Consider the following 17,722-nt stretch of genomic DNA (forward strand, 5'->3'; position numbering starts at 1 on the left):
CTACCGGCCCAACACGCTTGCGCGGGTTGCCGGTCGCCGGTAACCACTGAGACGGGGCAAGCAGGAGACGGGTGGCGAATGACCAAGGTAGTCATCTTGGCAGGGGGGCGCGGCAGCCGGCTGTCGGAGGAGACCGACGTCCGGCCGAAGCCGATGGTCCGGGTCGGCGACGAGCCGATCCTCTGGCACATCATGAAGATCTACGCGTCGCACGGGTATACCGACTTCGTGATCTGCCTCGGCTATCTCGGCTACGTCATCAAGGAGCACTTCGCCAACTACCTGCTCCACCGAAGCGACGTCACCATCGACCTGTCGTCGGGCAGCCTGGACTTTCACACTCACCATAACGACCGCTGGCGCGTGACCCTGGTCAACACCGGCGACGTCACCAACACCGGTGGCCGGCTGAAACGGGTTCGCCACCACCTGCCAGCCGACGAGCCGTTCCTGATGACCTACGGCGACGGCGTCGCCGACGTCGACATCCGCGCGCTCGTCGCGTTTCACCGGCAGCACGGACGCAAGGCGACGGTCACCGCCGTCCGGCCACCGGGGCGGTTCGGCAACCTGGCGATCAAGAACAACGTCGTCGAGGCGTTCGCCGAAAAGCCGGACGGCGACGGCCAACTCATCAACGGCGGGTTCTTCGTGCTCGACCCGTCGGTCCTCGACTACATCGAGGGCGACGAGACGATCTGGGAGCGCGAGCCGATGGAAAGGCTGGCGCGCGAAGGCGACCTGCACGCCTATCGCCACCCCGGATTCTGGCAGTGCATGGACACGCTGCGCGACAAGCTCTGGCTCACGGAACTCTGGGAGAGCGGCCACGCCCCCTGGAAGACATGGTCGTGACCGTGACGCCCCCGTCCTTCGCCTGCCGCTTCTGCGGCTCGACCCGCCACTCGCTGGTCGCCGACCTCGGCGAGCAGGTTCCCGCCAACGCCTATGTCGCGCCGGAACGGGCCGACCAGCCGGAACAGCGCTACCCGCTGCGCGCAGTCGTCTGCCACGACTGCTGGCTGGTCGAGCTCGATCACGTCGTCCCGCCGGAATCGATCTTCAGCGACTATGCCTATCTGTCGTCGTTCTCGTCGTCCTGGGTCGCCCATGCCGGTCGGTTCGTCGAGGCGGCGGCCGACCGGTTCGCACTGGGAGCCGGCAACCTGGTTCTGGAGATCGCCAGCAACGACGGCTACCTGCTGAAGCACGTCGTCGCCCGCGGCATCCAGGCGCTGGGCGTCGAGCCGGCCGGCAACGTGGCCGAGCTGGCGAGGGCCGCGGGGGTGCCGACCGAGACGGCGTTCTTCAACCGCGAAACCGCCGAGGCCCTGCGGGCGCGCGGCGTATCGGCCGACCTGATCGTCGCGAACAACGTCCTGGCGCACGTTCCGTCCCCGACGTCGCTGGTCGCCGGCATGCCCGTCGTGCTGTCGCCGGAAGGCGTGATCTCGGTCGAGGTGCCGCACCTCCAGCGCCTGCTGGAGGGCGGCGAGTTCGACACCATCTACCACGAGCACTACTCGTATTTCTCGCTCGGCTTCCTGCGCCGGCTGTTCGCGGCCAGCGGCCTGCGGGTGTTCGACGTCGAGCATCTTCCGACCCATGGCGGCAGCCTGCGGGTGTTCGCCTGCCACGAGGGTGCCGGCCACCCGACCACCGGTGCCGTGCGGGAGACCGTCGAGGCCGAGCTCGCCGCCGGCCTGGAGAACGTCGACACCTACGACCGGTTCTATGCCCGGGTCCTGCGCATCCGCCAGGACCTGCTGGAGTTCCTGACCACCGCCCGGCGCGACGGCAAGTCGGTGGTCGGGTACGGTGCCGCCGCCAAGGGCAACACCCTGCTCAACTTCTGCGGCGTCGGGCCGGCCGAGCTCGCCTATGTCGTCGACATGAACCCGCTCAAGCAGAATCACCTGCTGCCACAGAGCCGGATTCCGGTGCTGGCGCCGGACCGGCTGTCGGTCACGAAACCCGACTACGTGCTCATTCTGCCCTGGAACCTGCGCGACGAGATCGTCCGCTCGATGGCGCAGGTGAGGGACTGGGGCGGCCGTTTCGTGGTCGCGGTTCCCCGGCTGGAGCTGCTCTGATGGAGTTCCGATCGACCCGGGTGGCCGGCGTCACGCTGGTCGAGGGCCACGCCCACCGGGACGATCGGGGCAGCTTCGAGCGCGCGTTCTGCCTGACGACCTTCGCCGCGGCCGGGATCGACCTGGCGGTCCGCCAGACCAGCATCTCGACCAATCTGGCCGCCGGCACCCTGCGCGGCATGCACTACCAGAAGGCCCCGCATCCGGAAGCCAAGCTGGTTCGCTGCATCGCCGGACGGGTGTTCGACGTGGTCGTCGACCTGCGCCCGGACTCCCCGACCTTCAAGGCCTGGTACGGGGTCGAGCTGTCGCCGGAGAACCACCGGTCGCTGCATATCCCCGCCGGTGTCGCGCACGGCTTCCTCAGCCTCGTCGACGGCAGCGTCCTCCACTACATGATGGATGCCGACCACGAGCCGTCGGCCGGCGCCGGCGTCCGCTGGAACGACCCGGCGTTCGCGATCGAGTGGCCGGCGGCCCCGGCCGTGATCTCGCCGCGCGACGCCGGCTATCCGGATTTCGGGTCATGAGCCGGGTCCTGCTGACCGGGGCCAGCGGTTTCGTCGGACGGGCCACGGCGGTCGGGCTGCTGGCCGCCGGCGAGACGGTGGCGGGTGTCGGCCGGAATCCCGCGGCCATGCCGGCCGGCGTGACCCCGGTGATCGCCGACATGCTCGGCGAGCCCGATGCCGTAGTCGGCTTTCTGCGGGAGGCCCGGCCCGAGACCCTGATCCACGCAGCGTGGTCGACCGAGCACGGGCGGTACTGGAGCGACCCGGCCAATCTGGACTGGACGGCGCGCACCCTCGGCCTCGTGAGAGCCTTCGTCGAAGCCGGCGGACGCCGGATCGTCACGATCGGCACCTGTGCCGAATACGACTGGACCGTGCTGGGCGGCGAGCCGTGCCGCGAGGCGACGACGCCGCTTCGGCCGCATACGCTCTACGGCGCCGCCAAGCATGCCATGGCGCTGCTGGTCGGGGCGTACTGCGGGACCACCGGGGTCGCGCACGCGCACGCCCGCCTGTTCCTGCTGTACGGCGACGGCGAGCAGCCGGCGCGCCTGGTCCCCTCGCTGGCCCGGTCGCTGCTGGCCGGGCAACCGGCCCGGACCACCTCCGGCCGCCAGGTCAGGGACTTCATGGACGTACGCGACGCCGGCGCCGCCATCGCCGCCATCGCCCGCAGCGACCGCACCGGTGCGGTCAACGTGGCGACCGGCACCCCCGTCCCGGTCCGCGCGGTCGCGGAGACCATCGGCGAGCTCACCGGCCGTTCGGACCTGCTGGAGTTCGGCGCCCTGCCCGACCGGCCCGACGACCCTGCCTATCTGGTCGCCGATGTCGGTATCCTGACCGGCGAGGTCGGCTTCCGGCCGACGATCTCCCTGCGGGACGGGCTTCGTCACGCGGTCGCGGCGTGGCGGTCCGGCCCCGGGGCGGCGGACCACGGACACTGAGGAAGGCGATGGAAGACCATCAGGAACTGGCGTTGCGCCTGGAGGAAGCGGCCCGACGGCTGCGCGAGATGGAAGCCCAGCCGAATCCCGCTTTCGAGCTGTCGAAGGCGCTGCCGGCCGAACTCGGGGCGCTGTGGAGCCGGTCGCCGCAGAGTCGGAACAAGGCGTTTCGCTCGGTTCTGATCGATCACTGGGTCAAGGGGCTGCAGTCGGTCCTGGACGGGCTGGACTGGCACGGCCGCGTCGTGGTCGCGCGGGACAGCGTGCTCGCCGAGCTAGACGGCGTCCGCATGCACGCCGACCGCGACATGCGCTTCTTCCGGAAGTCCGGCCGGGCCGCCGGCGCGTCGCTGCTCGGACGGCTGCAGCTGGTCACCGACAAGCCGGAACGGGTGATCGACATCGGCGCCAACATCGGCGAGATCTCGCTGTTCTTCTCCAGGAGCCTGCCGGACGCCCGCATCGTCGCGGTCGAGGCATCGAGCGAGAACATCGTCGAGTTCGAGCGCAACCGGACCCTGCAGACCTTTCCGACCGACAACCTTCAGCTGATCCACGCCGCCGTAGCCGACCGCGAGGGCACGATCGACATCACGGTCGGGGCCGGCGACATGAACACCGTTCTGGTCGAGGACGGCCTGGATCGCCTGCGCGACCGCGGCACGACCGGAACCGAGCAGGTTCGCGCGATCACCCTGGACACCGTCATCGAGGCCGCCGGCGGGGGCCCGGTCGACCTGATCAAGATCGACATCGAAGGGGCCGAGCCGCTGCTCGGCGAGGCGCTCGCGCGCCACGCCGGCAAGATCAAGATGATCTTCGTCGAGTTCTCGGTGTTCAACACGCTGGAGGCGTATGTCGGCCTGAACGACCGGCTGCTGGCGGCCGGCTACCGGGTCTTCGACGCCAAGATGCGGCCGATCGCCGAGATGGCCGACTGGCTGGCCGCCGCCCGCGCCAACGCCCCGAGCGTCAACATCTGGTACGTCCGATCGGACCTCGTTCCCGACGACCTCCAGCCGTGAGCCGCGACGAGGACGTTCGTCCGAACCGACCGGTCGGCGCCGCCTCTGCGGGCGCCGGCCGTTCCCGGGGCGAGCAGCCCCGGCGGCCTACAGCAGGTCGCCGAACGCCACCATGAAGCCGACGACGACTGCGGCCAGCAGCAGCAGGAACACGGCATCCATGCCGCGGAACCGGCCCGTCGGTTCCGGCGCCGCCGAACGCTGCGCCGAGTTGGTGTCCGCGATCTCGCGGAGGCTCTGACCGAAGGTGGCGACGTAGGTCTCGATCGACTTCAGGGTCGACGACTGGCGGTCCAGCGCCTCGGCCAGTTCGCCGTCCAGCACCGGACCGTTGCCGTTGCCGCTCGGGACCGGCAGGTTCTTGAACCGGTCGACCATGCCCCTGAGCAGGTTGCTCATGTCGTTGATGACCTGCTCCTGCATGGCGATACGCTCCTGCAGGGCGACAATGACCTCGGCCTCCAGCCTGGGAGGGCCGTCGGGGCGGGTCCGGCGCTGCGGACGCACCTGCATCCGGGGCAGCGGGACCTCGCTGCCGGCGAACCGGACTTCGATCTCGGAACTGTCGACCTGGCCGACCAGGTCGTCCGGCAGCACGTACTCGAACGCGTGCTGGCCGTCCCCGATCTCCAGGTCGACCAGGTCGTCGCGGAATCGGTCGGCGGTCACGGTTGCCAGCTGCGTGGCCCCGAGAAGGATCTCGACCTCGATCTTCTCCTCGGGCCGCTGCGGGTTCCAGGCCCAGCCGTAGACGATGCCGCGCTCGATCGCGTCGATGAACCCCTGCAGATTGACCGCAGCCAACCCGATCGATCGCACGGTTCCCCCGGATGCGGTGCTCATACCGTCAACCTCTCATGCTTGGACGCCAGCGGAACGACACGGTCGCGGACACCGGAATATCCGGCCGTATCGCTGGATTTTCAAAGGAAAACGGCTTAGAGATTCGAGGGGCGTGATCCCGATGGGGCAATTCCCCGACCGCTCCCGGGCGTGGACACGGACAGAGGCGGAGAGGCCTTGGTGGCGAACGGTGCGACATCTCATGACCCTCTGAAGGGGATAATTCGCCGCTGCATCCCTGCCCTCGCGATCGTCGGCGTGGTGACGCTGATCACCACTGTGTCATTCCTGGTCGTGCCGATCTACATGATGCAGGTGTACGACCGCGTCGTCGCAAGCGGCAGCTTCAGCACCCTATTCGCTCTCGGGGCGATCACCCTGTTCGCCCTGCTGGTGTCGACCGCCCTCGACTACGCCCGCTCCCGGCTGCTGCGCCGCATGGCGATCTGGTTCTCCCAGCGCACCGGCATCGACGCGATCGAGGCCGGCATCCGGCAGTCCGTCGCCTCGCGGAACCAGACCGCCCAGTCGCTGCGCGACATCGGCGAGATCCGCAACTTCATCCAGGGCAGCAGCATCGTCACCGGCTTCGAGCTGCTGTGGACGCCGGTGTTCTTCATCGTGCTGTTCGCCATCCATTTCTATCTCGGGGTACTCGGCCTGGTCTCGGCCGGCTGCATGATCATGCTCAGCTACCTGAGCGAGATCGTCAGCCGGCGTTCGCTGTTCGAGGCGGAGAAGCGCAGCCTGGTGGCCACCGCGACGATCGGCAACTCGCTGCGGAACGCCGAAGCGGTCGAGGCGATGGGCATGTCCGACCGGATCATCGGCCGCTGGCAGAAGGAAAACGACATCGCCCTCGATCTCGCCGAGCACGCCAACAGCCGCCTGGCGGTGATCGGCGCGTTCTCGCGGACCTTCCTGCTGTACGTGAAGGTCGTGGTGGTGACCGTCGCGGTCATCCTGGTCCTGAACAACGAGATGTCGGCCGGCGCGATCTTCGCCGCGTTCATCGTGACGGCCCTCATGCTGACGCCGTTCTCCAAGCTGATCGACACCTATCGCCAGGTGATCGGCGCCCGGGCCGCCTGGGGCCGGCTCCGGACCGACCTGACGATCGACAGCCGCGACGCGCGCCTGCCCTCGCCGATGCCGCGGCCCACCGGTGCGGTGACCGTCGACAGCCTGGTCTATGCCCCGCCGGGCTTCTCGCACGCGGTCATCCGGGGCATCTCGTTCGCCATGTCGCCGGGCGAGGTGGTCGGGATCGCAGGTCCGTCGGCCGCCGGAAAGTCCACGCTCGCCCGGTTGCTGATGGGCATCGTCAAGCCGACCTCGGGCTCGGTACGGATCGACGGCACCAGCGTGTTCCAGTGGGAACGCCGCAGCTTCGGATCCTTCACCGGCTACATTCCGCAGTCGGTCTCGCTGTTCGACGGCACGGTGCGCGAGAACATCTCCCGCTTCACGGACGTGCCGATCGAGGATGTGATCGCCGCCGCCAAGCGGGCCGGTGCCCACGAGATGATCGGCCACCTGCCGTTCGGCTACGACACCCGGATCGGCGACACCGGCTACACCCTGACCGGCGGGCAGCGCCAGCGCATCGCGCTGGCCCGGGCGTTGTTCGGCGAACCGCGCTACATCGTGCTCGACGAGCCGGATGCGAGCCTCGACCAGGAAGGCGAGCGCGCCCTGCTCAGCGCGATGCGGGCGGCCGCCGACAACGGGGCGACCGTCGTCGTGATCTCGCATCGCGCGTCGGTGCTGCAGGTGACCGACAAGATCCTGATCCTGAAGGAGGGTCGGATTCAGTTCTACGGCTGGCGCGACAAGGCGCTCGAAGAACTCGGACTGCTGCCGGCTCCGGGCCCGGAACGGCGTCTCGTCAAAGCGGTGGACAGCCATGCCGGCCGATAGGGCGCTCTCACTCGACACGGTGCCGCGCGGCTACACGGAAGTCGAGCGCGACCCGAACATCCTGGACATCCGTACCTTCATTCTGCTGACGGCGATCACGGCCGTCATCGGCGTCGCCGTCTGGATGTCTTTCGCCAAGCTTGACAGCGCCACCGCCGCGCCAGGCGAGCTTCGGGTGGAGAGCCACCGCAAGACGCTCAAGGTCCTGGAGTCGGGCATCGTCCACCGGCTGCTGGTATCGGAGGGCGACCGCGTCGTCGAAGGCCAGCCCTTGATCGAACTGGACCCGACGCGCGCCAACGCCAACGTCGAGATCTTCCAGCGGCGCTACTACGCGACCCAGGCGCAGTTGGCCCGCTTCCAGGCCGAGGCGGCCGGGCGCACCGCGGTCCGCTTCCCCGACAGCTTGCTGGAGCGGGCCGACGATCCGGACATCCGGGCCGCCATGATCACCGAAGCCGACCTGTTCGATGCGCGGACCAGCGCCTTGAAGGCCCGGACCGACGTGACCAAGGCCCGGATCGACCAGCTCCAGTCGCAGATCGGGTCGACCGACAACCAGATCTCGGCGACCCGCGAGCAGATCGCCATCAGCGTCGACGAACTGCAGTCCGTCGAATACCTGTACAACAAGAACCTGATCCAGAAGAGCCGCTTCCTCGCCGCCAAGCGCACCTATGTCGACCTGAAGGCCAAGCTGAGCGACCTGCAGAGCCGGCGCGCCCAGCTCGAGAGCGAGGTCGGCGCGACCCGGCTGGAGCTGCTGGACATCGAGGAGCAGGCGCGCAACGAGGCGCTGACGCAGGTCAGCACCCTGCAGGCCCAGATCCTCGAACTCGAGCAGCAGATCGGCATCTCGTCGAGCACCGCCGGCCTGCTCACCCTGAAGTCGCCGCTGACGGGGACCGTCGTCAAGCTCGAGGTGTTCAGCGAAGGGACCGTGGTCCTGGCGGGCGAGCCGCTCATGGATATCGTCCCGGCGAACGACCAGCTGATCGTCGAGACCCATGTCGGGCCGGACGACATCGACAACGTCGCGGTCGGCATGGTGGCGAAGGTCAGGCTCTCCGGTCTCAGCGCCCGGACGACGCCGCTCCTCGAAGGCAAGGTGACGATGGTGTCGGCCGACCTGGCCTCGCCGAAGGACGCCGAGATCAAGTACTACCTGGCCAACGTCGTCCTCCCGCCCGCCGAGTTGGAGAAGCTGAAGGACGTCGAGCTGGCCCCCGGCATGCAGGCCACCGTGATGATCGTGAAGGGCGAGCGCACCGTGCTCGACTACCTGCTGTCGCCGATCGTGCTCGCCGCGGAAACCGCCATGCGCGAGCCCTGAGCGGTTCCCGAGGAGCGATGCCGACACCATCCCGCATCCTGGTGGTTGCCCACAACCACCCGAGCTTCCATCCCGGCGGCACCGAGTTCGTTGCCCATGGCCTGTTCCGCCATTGGCGCGACACCGCCGGACGGGACGTCCACTTCGTCGCCGCCGCCTCGCCCGAGCAGCGCCACTCCAACCCGGGCACCGTCCTGCAGTCTCTGCCGGGCGCCCGGTCGGAGTACCTCGTCCGGGTCGGGCAGTACGACTGGTTCCACCATCTCCAGCGCGACAAGATCGCAGTGTTCACCGAGTTCGGCGAGCTGCTCCGCACCCTGCGGCCGGACGTCGTGCACTTCCACCACTTCCTGGGGTTCGGGACCGAGGTCCTGCCGTTCGTGCGCCGCTGCCTCCCGGACGCGGTGGTGGTGCTGACGGTGCACGACTACTACTTCGCCTGCCACCATGACGGCATCATGGTGAAGTACGGCAGCAACCGCCTGTGCTACCGCTCCGGCATCGATGCCTGCCACGCCTGCTTCCCGCAGATCCCGGGCGGCTCCTTCAAGCTTCGGGAGATCAACCTCAAGCACCATTTCGCGGCGGTCGATCACCTGGTCGCTCCGAGCGCCCTGATGCGCGACCGGCTGGTCGACTGGGGCATGGAACCCGACCGGGTCTCGGTGATCCGCAACGGCCGCGACCTCGGCGACCCGGTGCCCGCCCGGCCGCTTCGCGAGGGCGACCGCCGCAACCGTTTCGCCATCCTCGGCAACGTCAGCCCGGCGAAGGGCCAGAAGGTCGCGCTCCGGGCCGTTCAGCTCCTGCTCGCCGACGGGGTCCGGGACATCGAGCTGGCGATCCACGGCGCTCCGCATTTCCAGACCGACGACTTCAAGGGCGAGATCGACTCGCTGCTCGCCGACTGCAAGGGGCACGCCCGGCTGCTCGGCGGCTACGAGGAGCGGGAACTGCCGGAACGGCTGGCCGAGGCCGACTGGATCGTGGTGCCGTCGCTGTGGTGGGAGAACGCCCCGCTGGTCCTGGACGAGGCGTTCCACCACGGCCGCCCGCCGATCTGCGGCGCCATCGGCGGCATGGCGGAGCGCGTGCGCGACGGCGTCGACGGCCTGCACTTCGCCGTCGGCGACCCGCGGGCCCTCGCCGACCGGCTCCGCGCGGCCATCGAGAATCCGGCACTCTGGGAGACGTTGCGCGACCGGGCCCCGGCGACCCGGGACGCCGCCGCCTGTGCCGCCGAGTATCAGGCGCTGTTCGATGCCCTGGCCGCACGTCGGCCGGTCAAGACGGCGGTTCCCGCTTCTTCCGCTTCTCCGCGCGGCGCGCGCGCCACCGCTTCCAACGCTCGGCCATCTCGCGGAGGGTCCCGTACACGTCGAGCGTCGACTGCACCAGCTCCATGACCAGATCGATCAGCGCACCCATTGCGCAGTCTCCCGAGGCTCGTCGCGCTGCCCGGCAAGACGGAGCCACGACGACAGGTCGGCCGGACCACGGCCGTCCCCGCACGGCTCCCTGAGCCGTATCGCCACCGGATCGCGCAAGGCCTCCGCCAGTTCCCCGACATCGTCGTCGAACCACGACCCACCGTCCACCCATGCCCGGTGCGCCGGGTGGCGCCGCAGCGCCGCGGGTCGCCCCAGCATGGCCGCCTGACGCAGCCGGACGGCGTGCGCCGGATGCCGGTCCACCGCCACCACGGCGCCGGCGCGGGCGATCGCCGCAGCCTCCGTCCCGGGATCGAGATCGCGCAGCAGCAGCACGCGTCCGCGCGAACCGGCCTCGGCGACCACCTCGGCCAAGCCGGGCCGCCACGCTTCGTCCTCGACGCCCAGCACGACCAGGGGCGGCGCGGCGGCGCCGAGCAGCCCATGGGCCCGGACGACGGCTCCGACGTCGCCGTCTGCGCCGAGTGGCGTCAGGCAGAGGACGTAGTCGGCCGGCAGCCCCTGCGGCAGCAGCGCCTCCCGCAGCCGTGCGCGAGGCGGCAGCGAGACCTGCACCGGCAGGTGCTGAATCCGGCGGCCGGGAATACCGAACCGCTCGGCCAGCAGGTCGACCTGCCAGCCGGCCGCGACCCGCCACGTCACCCGCGCCGAGCCGGCCAGCGCCTGCAGCCGCCGCTCGACCGCCGCATCGAGCCCGACCGGCCCCTCCTGCGCGTCCAGCAACCGGCCGAGGCCACCCGCCTCGACCAGCACCGAGCGCCCCTCCGGCGGCGCCGGGCAGGCCTCGCCGAAGGCTCGCCAGACCACCGACGGCTGCGGGCCCGCCGGGCGTGCGGCCACCGGCGTCGCCGGATCGACCAGCAGCCGAGCCGCAAACGCCGCCTCGCCCGACGCGACGACCTCCAGCCTCTCGGCGGCGACCGCCGCGGCCAGCGACGCCAGCTCCGCCAGCGCGCGCGACCGGCGCCGGGCCGAGACCGCCTCGAACCCTCCGAGCTCGACACGGACCGTCACACCGCCTCCAACCGCGCGTCGGCGGCGCCGTGGCGCATGGCGTCGTACTCGAACGGCGCGCCTTCCAGGATGCCGTCGCAGACCACGTCCAGCCCCGGATCGCGGCCTGGCCGCAGGGCGTCGAGCCCGTCGACCGCGACGCGCAGCGGCGGGTCCTCGCCGGTCGGCACGAACGCCCGCAGCGGAATCATCCGCCGCAGGAACACGTGATAGGCGTAGCGGCGTGCCCGCTCGACGCGCGCCGCGCCGGGAGGCTGCGGCGTCCAGTCCCGGAGCAGCCTGCGATAGGCCGCCCGACCGGCCGGGTCCCGCGACACGCCCTTGCCGCGGGTCCAGGCGTCGCCGGCGGCGACCACGTCGAGCCCGGCCGCCGCGAACTCGATCGCGGCCTTGGTCCCGAACACCAGGACGGTGTCGCACAGGGCGGCGAGCGCATAGCTGCTGACCGGGTCGTCGGCCGGAACCAGCAGCAGGTTCCGCGGGAACCGGCCGACCCGGTCGCGCAGCGCGTCGATCACGCGCTGGCGGGACCGCAGCGTGCCGCGGATCTCCGCCGGATGCACACGAACGACCAGTTGAAGGTCGGGCCGCGCCGCCGCCCACTCGACCGTGTCCGCCAGCCACTCCACCTGATCCGCATAGGTACTGCCTCGGAAGTGCAGGCGGGCGTCCCACAGCACGTTCGTGAACGCCCCGACCACCGGCCGCGACGGGTCCAGGCCGGTTCGCCGGACGAAGGCGTCCAGGTCGCCCTCGGGTGCGTCGTGGAACCAGATCCAGTCGCGGCCGCCGTCCAGCCGGCTCGTCAGGTAGCTGGCGAGCACCGCCCGATCGTGCTCGCCGAGTTCGAGTCCGCTCCACCGGTCCGACGGCTCGTCGATCATCGTGTGGTGGTAGGTGTCGCCGTGGCTGAAGAAGAAGCAGCCGCGACGGTAGCCGGGGTTCCAGGTGGCGACCGGAACGCCGGCCCGCGACAGCACCGCGCGGACGACGCCCTGCGGCACGTAGATGCCGTGGTGGAACACCGCACGGTCCACCCGGGCGCCGGCCAGCAGCCGCGTCGTCGCCCGTTCGACCAGCCGGCTCGCCGCGAGATACCGCCGCAGAACCGCCTCGCCGAGCGGTTCGCCTTCCAGGCTGCCCACGGCGAAGAAGCGCAGGGCTCCCGCCATCGCGTGCTCGCCGAGCGGCAGACCGTCCGGGGCGTAGCCGGCGATCCTGTCGCCGGCCAGGCCGTCGGCCTCGGCTGCGGCGGCCCGGCGGTCCGCGGCCGTGGTCAGGGCCGACAGCCGGCGGACCGGCAGGTCGAGACCGTCGACGATCCGCGAGCCGACCCGGTGGCAGGCGCCGCAGAGCGTCCGGCCGAGTTCGCCGGCGGCCAGCCGTGCCGCCGACACGGTGCCGTCGTGGACCGCGAGCTGGCAGGCCCCAAGGACACCGTCGCAGAGCACGAACTCGACCGCGGCGCCACGCAGTGTCAGGGCCACCGCCAACAGGCTCTCGACCACGCCGGCATGGGCCAGGCCACCCACCATCGTCGGGATCAGGACCCGCGGTCCGCCGGCTGCCGCCGCCCGGGCGGAACGCCAGCCGTGACGGTCTCCGGCCAGTATGGCCGGCCAGTCCGGCAACAGGTCGCGGCGTTCCGGGGCGAACGGGCCTACCTCATCCAGGTGAAGCGCCGTGGTCCGATCCGGGCTGAGATCATGCATGCTGCGACCATGTGGGAACTTCGTAACTGCGCTCGGCTTAAGTACAATTCACGGTACCGGTTCGGTCTCGAACTTGATAGACGTATGGAAGGGGATCTGACGTGGGACGCACCTCTGTGGGGAGAGGGAAATGACTCGCACCTTCAAGATCGGCGACTACGTCATCGATGACGACAGCGACTGCTTCGTCATCGCCGAGATCGGGCACAACCACCAGGGCCGCCTGGATCAGGCGCTCGAACTGGTGGACGCCGCGGCGGCCTGCGGCGCCTCGGCGGTCAAACTGCAGAAGCGCGACAACCGGGCGCTGTTCACCGAGGAGATGTACAACTCGGTCTACAACAGCGAGAACGCCTTCGCCGAGACCTACGGGGCGCACCGCGACTTCCTCGAGTTCGGCCGCGACGAGTACGTCGCCCTGCGCGAGCGCGCCGAGAAGCACGGCCTGCTGTTCTTCTCGACCGCCTTCGACCGGCCGAGCGCGGACTTCCTGCGCGACCTGGACATGCCGGCGTACAAGATCGCATCCGGCGACCTGACGAACATCCCGCTGCTCGAGTACATCGCCAGCTTCGGCAAGCCGATGGTGGTGTCGACCGGTGGCGGCACCATGGACGACGTCCGGCGGGCCTACGCGACGATCAAGCCGATCAACCCGAACTTCACGATCCTGCAGTGCACCTCGGGTTACCCGCCGTCCTTCGAGGAGCTCAATCTCAACGTCATCAAGACCTTCCGCGAGGAGTTCCCGGACATCCAGATCGGCCTGTCCTCGCACGACAGCGGCATCGCCATGGCGCTGGTCGGCTACGTGCTGGGCGCCCGGATCATCGAGAAGCACTTCACGCTGAACCGGGCCATGAAGGGCACCGACCACGCCTTCTCGCTGGAGCGCCAGGGCTTTTCCAAGCTGGTGCGGGATCTCAAGCGCGCCCGGGTCTCCATGGGCGACGGCGTCAAGCGCACCTACGACAGCGAGAAGGCGCCGCTGACCAAGATGGCGAAGAGCCTGGTGGCCGCCCGCGACCTGCCGACCGGCCACGTGCTGCAGATCGACGACATCACGTTCAAGAGCCCCGGCGGCGGCCTGCCGCCGTACCGCGTCGACGAACTGGTCGGGCTGCGGCTGAGCTCGGCCATGCGGCGCGACGAGCAGTTCCGCGAAGACCAGATCCCCGCCAACGACCGGATCGCGGCGGGCGGGGGCGGCGCCGAATGACCGAGCCGGACGGGCGCGACGGAGCCGGGCTCCGCGCGCCCTTCGATCTGTTCGACCTGAGCGGCCGCGTGGCGATCGTCACCGGCGGGCTCGGGCAACTGGGACGGCAGTACTGCCGGACCCTGGCCGGGGCCGGTGCCCGCGTCGCGGCCCTCGACCTGCGGGCCGACGACGACGCCGTCGCGCGGGCGTTCCCCGACCTGGCCGGCTCCGAGGCCTGCCCGCTCGGCGTCTCCGCCGACGTGACCGACCGGGGCTCGCTGGAAACCGCGCTGGCGCGGATCCGGGCGCAGGCCGGCACGCCGGACATCCTGATCAACAACGCCGCCCTCGACTCGCCGCCGAACGCCCCGCTGGAGGAGAACGGGCCGTTCGAGTCCTATCCGGTCGAGTCATGGCGGCGGGTGTTCGAGGTCAACGCCGAGGGCGTGTTCCTGTGCTGCCAGGTGTTCGGCGGCGCCATGGCCGAGGCCGGGCGCGGATCGATCGTCAACGTCGCGTCGATCTACGGGCAGGTGTCGCCGGACCAGTCGCTGTACCAGTACCGGCGCGACCGCGGCGAACAGTTCTACAAGCCGGTCGCCTACTCGGCCTCGAAGTCGGCGCTGTACAACCTGACCCGCTACCTGGCGACCTATTGGGGCCGGTCCGGTGTGCGGGTGAACACCGTCACGCTCGCCGGGGTGTTCAACAACCAGGACCCGGAGTTCCTTGCCGGTTACGAGCCGCGCGTCCCGCTCGGGCGGATGGCCGACGAGAGCGACTACAACGGGGTGATCCTGTTCCTCGCCTCCGACGCCTCGCGCTACGTCACCGGCTCGAACCTGACCGCCGACGGGGGCTGGACGGCCTGGTGAACCGCAGGCCGCGATTTACCCCGGGTGCGGGCGCCTCTATCGTGACCGTCCGATGACACAATCCCGACCCCGCCCATGACAGACGGTCCCTCCTGCGTCGCCTTCATCCCGGCCCGCTCCGGCTCGAAGCGGGTGGTCGACAAGAACGTCCGCCTGCTCGGCGGCCACCCCCTGCTCGCCTACTCGATCCGCTCGGCGGTCGACAGCGGGGTGTTCGGCGCCGTGGTGGTCGCCACCGATTCCGAGCACTACGCCGCGATCGCCCGGCACTACGGCGCCGAGGTCCCGTTCCTGCGCCCGGCCGAGATCTCCGGCGACACCTCGCCCGACATCGCCTGGGTACGGTACGCGCTGGAGACCCTTGGTGCCGCCGGCCGGAACTTCGACGCGTTCAGCATCCTCCGCCCGACCAGCCCGTTCCGGAAGGCCGGGACGATCCGCCGGGCCTGGGCCGAGTTCCTGGCCGAGCAGGGGGTCGACTCCCTGCGCGCCGTCGAGAAATGCGGCCAGCACCCGGCCAAGATGTGGATCGTGCGCGGCAAGCGCATGCACCCGCTGCTGCCGATGGGACCGGCCGAGCAGCCCTGGCACTCCAGCCAGTACGCCGCCCTGCCGGTGGTGCACGTCCAGAACGCCAGCCTGGAGATCGCCTGGAGCCGGGTTGCGACCGAGGGCGGCACCATCGCCGGCGAAGTGCTGATGCCGTTCCTGACCGAGGCCGACGAGGGCCTCGACGTCAACACCGAGGAAGACTGGTGGTACGTGAACCACCTGCTGGAACGCGGCCAGGCCACCCTGCCGCCGATCGACATGCCGCCATTCGAGGCCGGCTGACCGCCAATTCGAGGGAGACTCTGACGTGGGGGACCTGATCACCCAGGCGGTCGAAGGCCGCCTCTTCCGTGCCGACACGGCCCTGTTCGAGCGGGTCCGGCGCAGCAACGGCAGCCCGGAGGCGAAGGCCGCCGCGTTCGCCGACCTGGCGCGCTTCAACGCGCTGTACATGATCGCGCGCGCCGGCTCCGGCCACATCGGGTCGAGCTTCTCCAGCCTCGACATCGTCACCTGGCTGCACCTGGAGGCGATGGCCGGCGACGGGCTGCCGGACGGCGACCTGTACTTCTCTTCGAAAGGCCACGACTCCCCCGGCCTGTACGCCGTGATGATCGGCCTCGGCCGGCTGCCGGAGGAATCGCTCGACGGGCTGCGCCGGCTGGGTGCCCTGCCCGGCCATCCCGACATCGACACGCCGGGCATCGTCACCAACACCGGCTCGCTCGGCATGGGGATATCCAAGGCCAAGGGCATCGCCATCGCCGACCGCCTGGCCGGTCGCGACCGCCGGGTCTACGTGCTGACCGGCGACGGCGAGCTGCAGGAAGGCCAGATCTGGGAATCCCTGCCGTCGGCGGTGAACCAGAAGCTCGACCGGGTGACGGTGTTCGTCGACCACAACAAGCTGCAGTCCGACACCTACGTCGAAGGCACCAGCGACCTCGGCGACCTGGAGGCCAAGTTCCGGGCGTTCGGCTGGCACGTGCAGCGGATCGACGGCCACGACATGGCGGCGATCCGGACCGCGCTGGACAACGCCGCCGCCGACACCGACCGGCCGTCGATCGTCCTGGCGGACACCGTGAAGGGCAAGGGCGTGTCGTTCATGGAGCACACCGCCATGGCGGCCGACCAGCTGTACTACCGCTACCACAGCGGCGCGCCGTCGGCCGACGACTACCGGCGCGGCGCCGACGAGATCTGGGACCGCGTGCAGCTCAGGCTCGGCGAGCTCGGCATCACCGACGCCGCCCCGGTCGCCGTCGACACCGGCGGCACCGCCGCCGCCCCGGCCGGTCCGCGCGAGCGCATGGTCGACAGCTACTCGAAGACCCTGCTGGCCTGCGCCGAGCGCAACCCGAAGATCGTCGCGCTGGACGCCGACCTGATCCTCGACACCGGCCTGATCCCGTTCCGCGAGCGCTTCCCGGAGCGGTTCGTGGAGTGCGGCATCGCCGAGCAGGACATGGTCTCGCAGGCCTGCGGGCTGGCCATCGGCGGCATGCTGCCGGTCGCCAACTCGTTCGCCTGCTTCCTGACGCCGCGCGCCAACGAGCAGATCTACAACGCCGCCACCGAGCGCCGGAAGATCGTCTACATGGGGTCGCTCGCCGGGCTGATCCCGGCCGGCCCCGGCCACAGCCACCAGGGCACGCGCGACATCGCGGTCATGGGCTCGATGCCGCACATGACCGTGGTCGAGCCCGGTTTCGCCGCCGAATGCGAGGCCCTGACCCGCTGGTGCCTGGAGGACAACACGGCCGGCGCCTACATCCGGCTTTGTCCGCTGCCGATCGAGCGCGACTTCGAGATCCCCGCAGACTACGCCCTGCGGCCGGGCCAGGGCACGGTGCTGCGCGACGGCACCGATGTCGTGCTGTTCGCCTACGGACCGATCTTCCTGGCCGAGGCGATGAAGGCCGCGGCGCTGTGCGCCGAAGCCGGCGGACCGTCGGTGCGGGTGATCGACCTGCCGTGGCTCAACCGGGTCGATGCCGGCTGGCTCGCCGGCACGGTCGCCGGCGTCGGTGACGTGTGCGTACTCGACAACCACTACACGCTCGGCGGCCTCGGCAGCCATCTCGGGGTCCTGCTCGGCGGGCTGCCGACTCCGCCGCGGCTGCACCACTTCGCGGTCGACGAAGTGCCGGCGTGCGGGCGCAACGACGAGGTACTGGCGCACCACCGGCTCGACGCGCGCAGCCTGGCCGAGCGCATCAGGTCCGCCACCGGCTGAGCGGC

At 70.2% G+C, this 17,722-nt stretch carries 15 protein-coding genes; 12 read left to right on the forward strand and 3 right to left on the reverse strand.

Annotated elements, in window-relative coordinates; all coding sequences use genetic code 11:
- Window positions 1-78: 78 nt before the first annotated feature.
- The 5 genes from rfbF to IE246_RS11495 are packed head-to-tail and all read left to right on the forward strand — an operon-like array spanning window position 79 to window position 4,577.
- Window positions 79-855, forward strand: coding sequence for a glucose-1-phosphate cytidylyltransferase (rfbF, locus tag IE246_RS11475; protein ID WP_189989504.1), 777 nt, complete (start codon window positions 79-81; stop codon window positions 853-855).
- Window positions 852-2,093, forward strand: coding sequence for a class I SAM-dependent methyltransferase (locus tag IE246_RS11480; RefSeq protein ID WP_229836904.1), 1,242 nt, complete (start codon window positions 852-854; stop codon window positions 2,091-2,093). Before rfbF ends, IE246_RS11480 begins: the two co-directional genes overlap by 4 nt.
- Window positions 2,093-2,623, forward strand: coding sequence for a dTDP-4-dehydrorhamnose 3,5-epimerase family protein (locus tag IE246_RS11485; RefSeq protein ID WP_189989508.1), 531 nt, complete (start codon window positions 2,093-2,095; stop codon window positions 2,621-2,623). The genes IE246_RS11480 and IE246_RS11485 overlap by 1 nt, the downstream gene beginning before the upstream one ends.
- Window positions 2,620-3,552, forward strand: coding sequence for an NAD-dependent epimerase/dehydratase family protein (locus tag IE246_RS11490; protein WP_189989510.1), 933 nt, complete (start codon window positions 2,620-2,622; stop codon window positions 3,550-3,552). Before IE246_RS11485 ends, IE246_RS11490 begins: the two co-directional genes overlap by 4 nt.
- Window positions 3,553-3,560: 8 nt before the next feature.
- Window positions 3,561-4,577 (forward strand): FkbM family methyltransferase, encoded by a 1,017-nt coding sequence (locus IE246_RS11495; RefSeq protein WP_189989513.1) that lies wholly within the window; start codon window positions 3,561-3,563, stop codon window positions 4,575-4,577.
- Between the two features lie 87 nt (window positions 4,578-4,664).
- Here the strand turns inward: IE246_RS11495 and IE246_RS11500 are convergent, their stop codons facing one another.
- On the reverse strand, window positions 4,665-5,420 hold the full coding sequence (locus tag IE246_RS11500; RefSeq protein WP_189989515.1) for a hypothetical protein: 756 nt from the start codon (window positions 5,418-5,420) through the stop codon (window positions 4,665-4,667).
- A 180-nt stretch (window positions 5,421-5,600) separates the two neighbouring features.
- Here IE246_RS11500 and IE246_RS11505 point away from each other — a divergent pair, with 180 nt between their 5' ends.
- From IE246_RS11505 to IE246_RS11515, 3 genes are read left to right on the forward strand one after another with little or no spacing between them, the layout of a single operon-like run.
- Entirely contained in the window at window positions 5,601-7,340 is a 1,740-nt protein-coding gene (locus tag IE246_RS11505; protein WP_268245273.1) for a type I secretion system permease/ATPase, read from the forward strand.
- On the forward strand, window positions 7,327-8,673 hold the full coding sequence (locus IE246_RS11510) for an HlyD family type I secretion periplasmic adaptor subunit (protein ID WP_189989519.1): 1,347 nt from the start codon (window positions 7,327-7,329) through the stop codon (window positions 8,671-8,673). The genes IE246_RS11505 and IE246_RS11510 overlap by 14 nt, the downstream gene beginning before the upstream one ends.
- Before the next feature lie 17 nt (window positions 8,674-8,690).
- Window positions 8,691-10,079 carry a glycosyltransferase family 4 protein gene (locus IE246_RS11515; protein WP_189989521.1) on the forward strand — a complete coding sequence of 463 codons (1,389 nt, stop codon included), beginning with the start codon at window positions 8,691-8,693 and terminating at the stop codon, window positions 10,077-10,079.
- 9 nt (window positions 10,080-10,088) lie between these two features.
- Here the strand turns inward: IE246_RS11515 and IE246_RS11520 are convergent, their stop codons facing one another.
- Window positions 10,089-11,138: a hypothetical protein gene (locus tag IE246_RS11520; RefSeq protein WP_189989523.1), complete on the reverse strand. Its 1,050-nt coding sequence runs from the start codon at window positions 11,136-11,138 to the stop codon at window positions 10,089-10,091.
- Entirely contained in the window at window positions 11,135-12,673 is a 1,539-nt protein-coding gene (locus IE246_RS11525) for a capsule biosynthesis protein (RefSeq protein WP_189989524.1), read from the reverse strand. Before IE246_RS11525 ends, IE246_RS11520 begins: the two co-directional genes overlap by 4 nt.
- Window positions 12,674-12,980: 307 nt before the next feature.
- On the opposite strand from IE246_RS11525, the gene IE246_RS11530 reads away from it, so the two are divergent.
- From IE246_RS11530 to IE246_RS11545, 4 genes are all read left to right on the forward strand, one after another.
- A complete protein-coding gene (locus IE246_RS11530) occupies window positions 12,981-14,069 on the forward strand; it encodes an N-acetylneuraminate synthase family protein (RefSeq protein WP_189989527.1) in 1,089 nt (362 codons plus the stop codon).
- Window positions 14,066-14,926: an SDR family oxidoreductase gene (locus tag IE246_RS11535; protein ID WP_189989529.1), complete on the forward strand. Its 861-nt coding sequence runs from the start codon at window positions 14,066-14,068 to the stop codon at window positions 14,924-14,926. The genes IE246_RS11530 and IE246_RS11535 overlap by 4 nt, the downstream gene beginning before the upstream one ends.
- Before the next feature lie 75 nt (window positions 14,927-15,001).
- A complete protein-coding gene (locus IE246_RS11540; protein WP_189989531.1) occupies window positions 15,002-15,760 on the forward strand; it encodes an acylneuraminate cytidylyltransferase family protein in 759 nt (252 codons plus the stop codon).
- A gap of 25 nt (window positions 15,761-15,785) precedes the next feature.
- On the forward strand, window positions 15,786-17,717 hold the full coding sequence (locus IE246_RS11545) for a thiamine pyrophosphate-binding protein (RefSeq protein WP_189989534.1): 1,932 nt from the start codon (window positions 15,786-15,788) through the stop codon (window positions 17,715-17,717).
- Window positions 17,718-17,722 lie beyond the last annotated feature (5 nt).

This window comes from Thalassobaculum fulvum (assembly GCF_014652915.1).
GTDB lineage: Bacteria > Pseudomonadota > Alphaproteobacteria > Thalassobaculales > Thalassobaculaceae > Thalassobaculum_A > Thalassobaculum_A fulvum.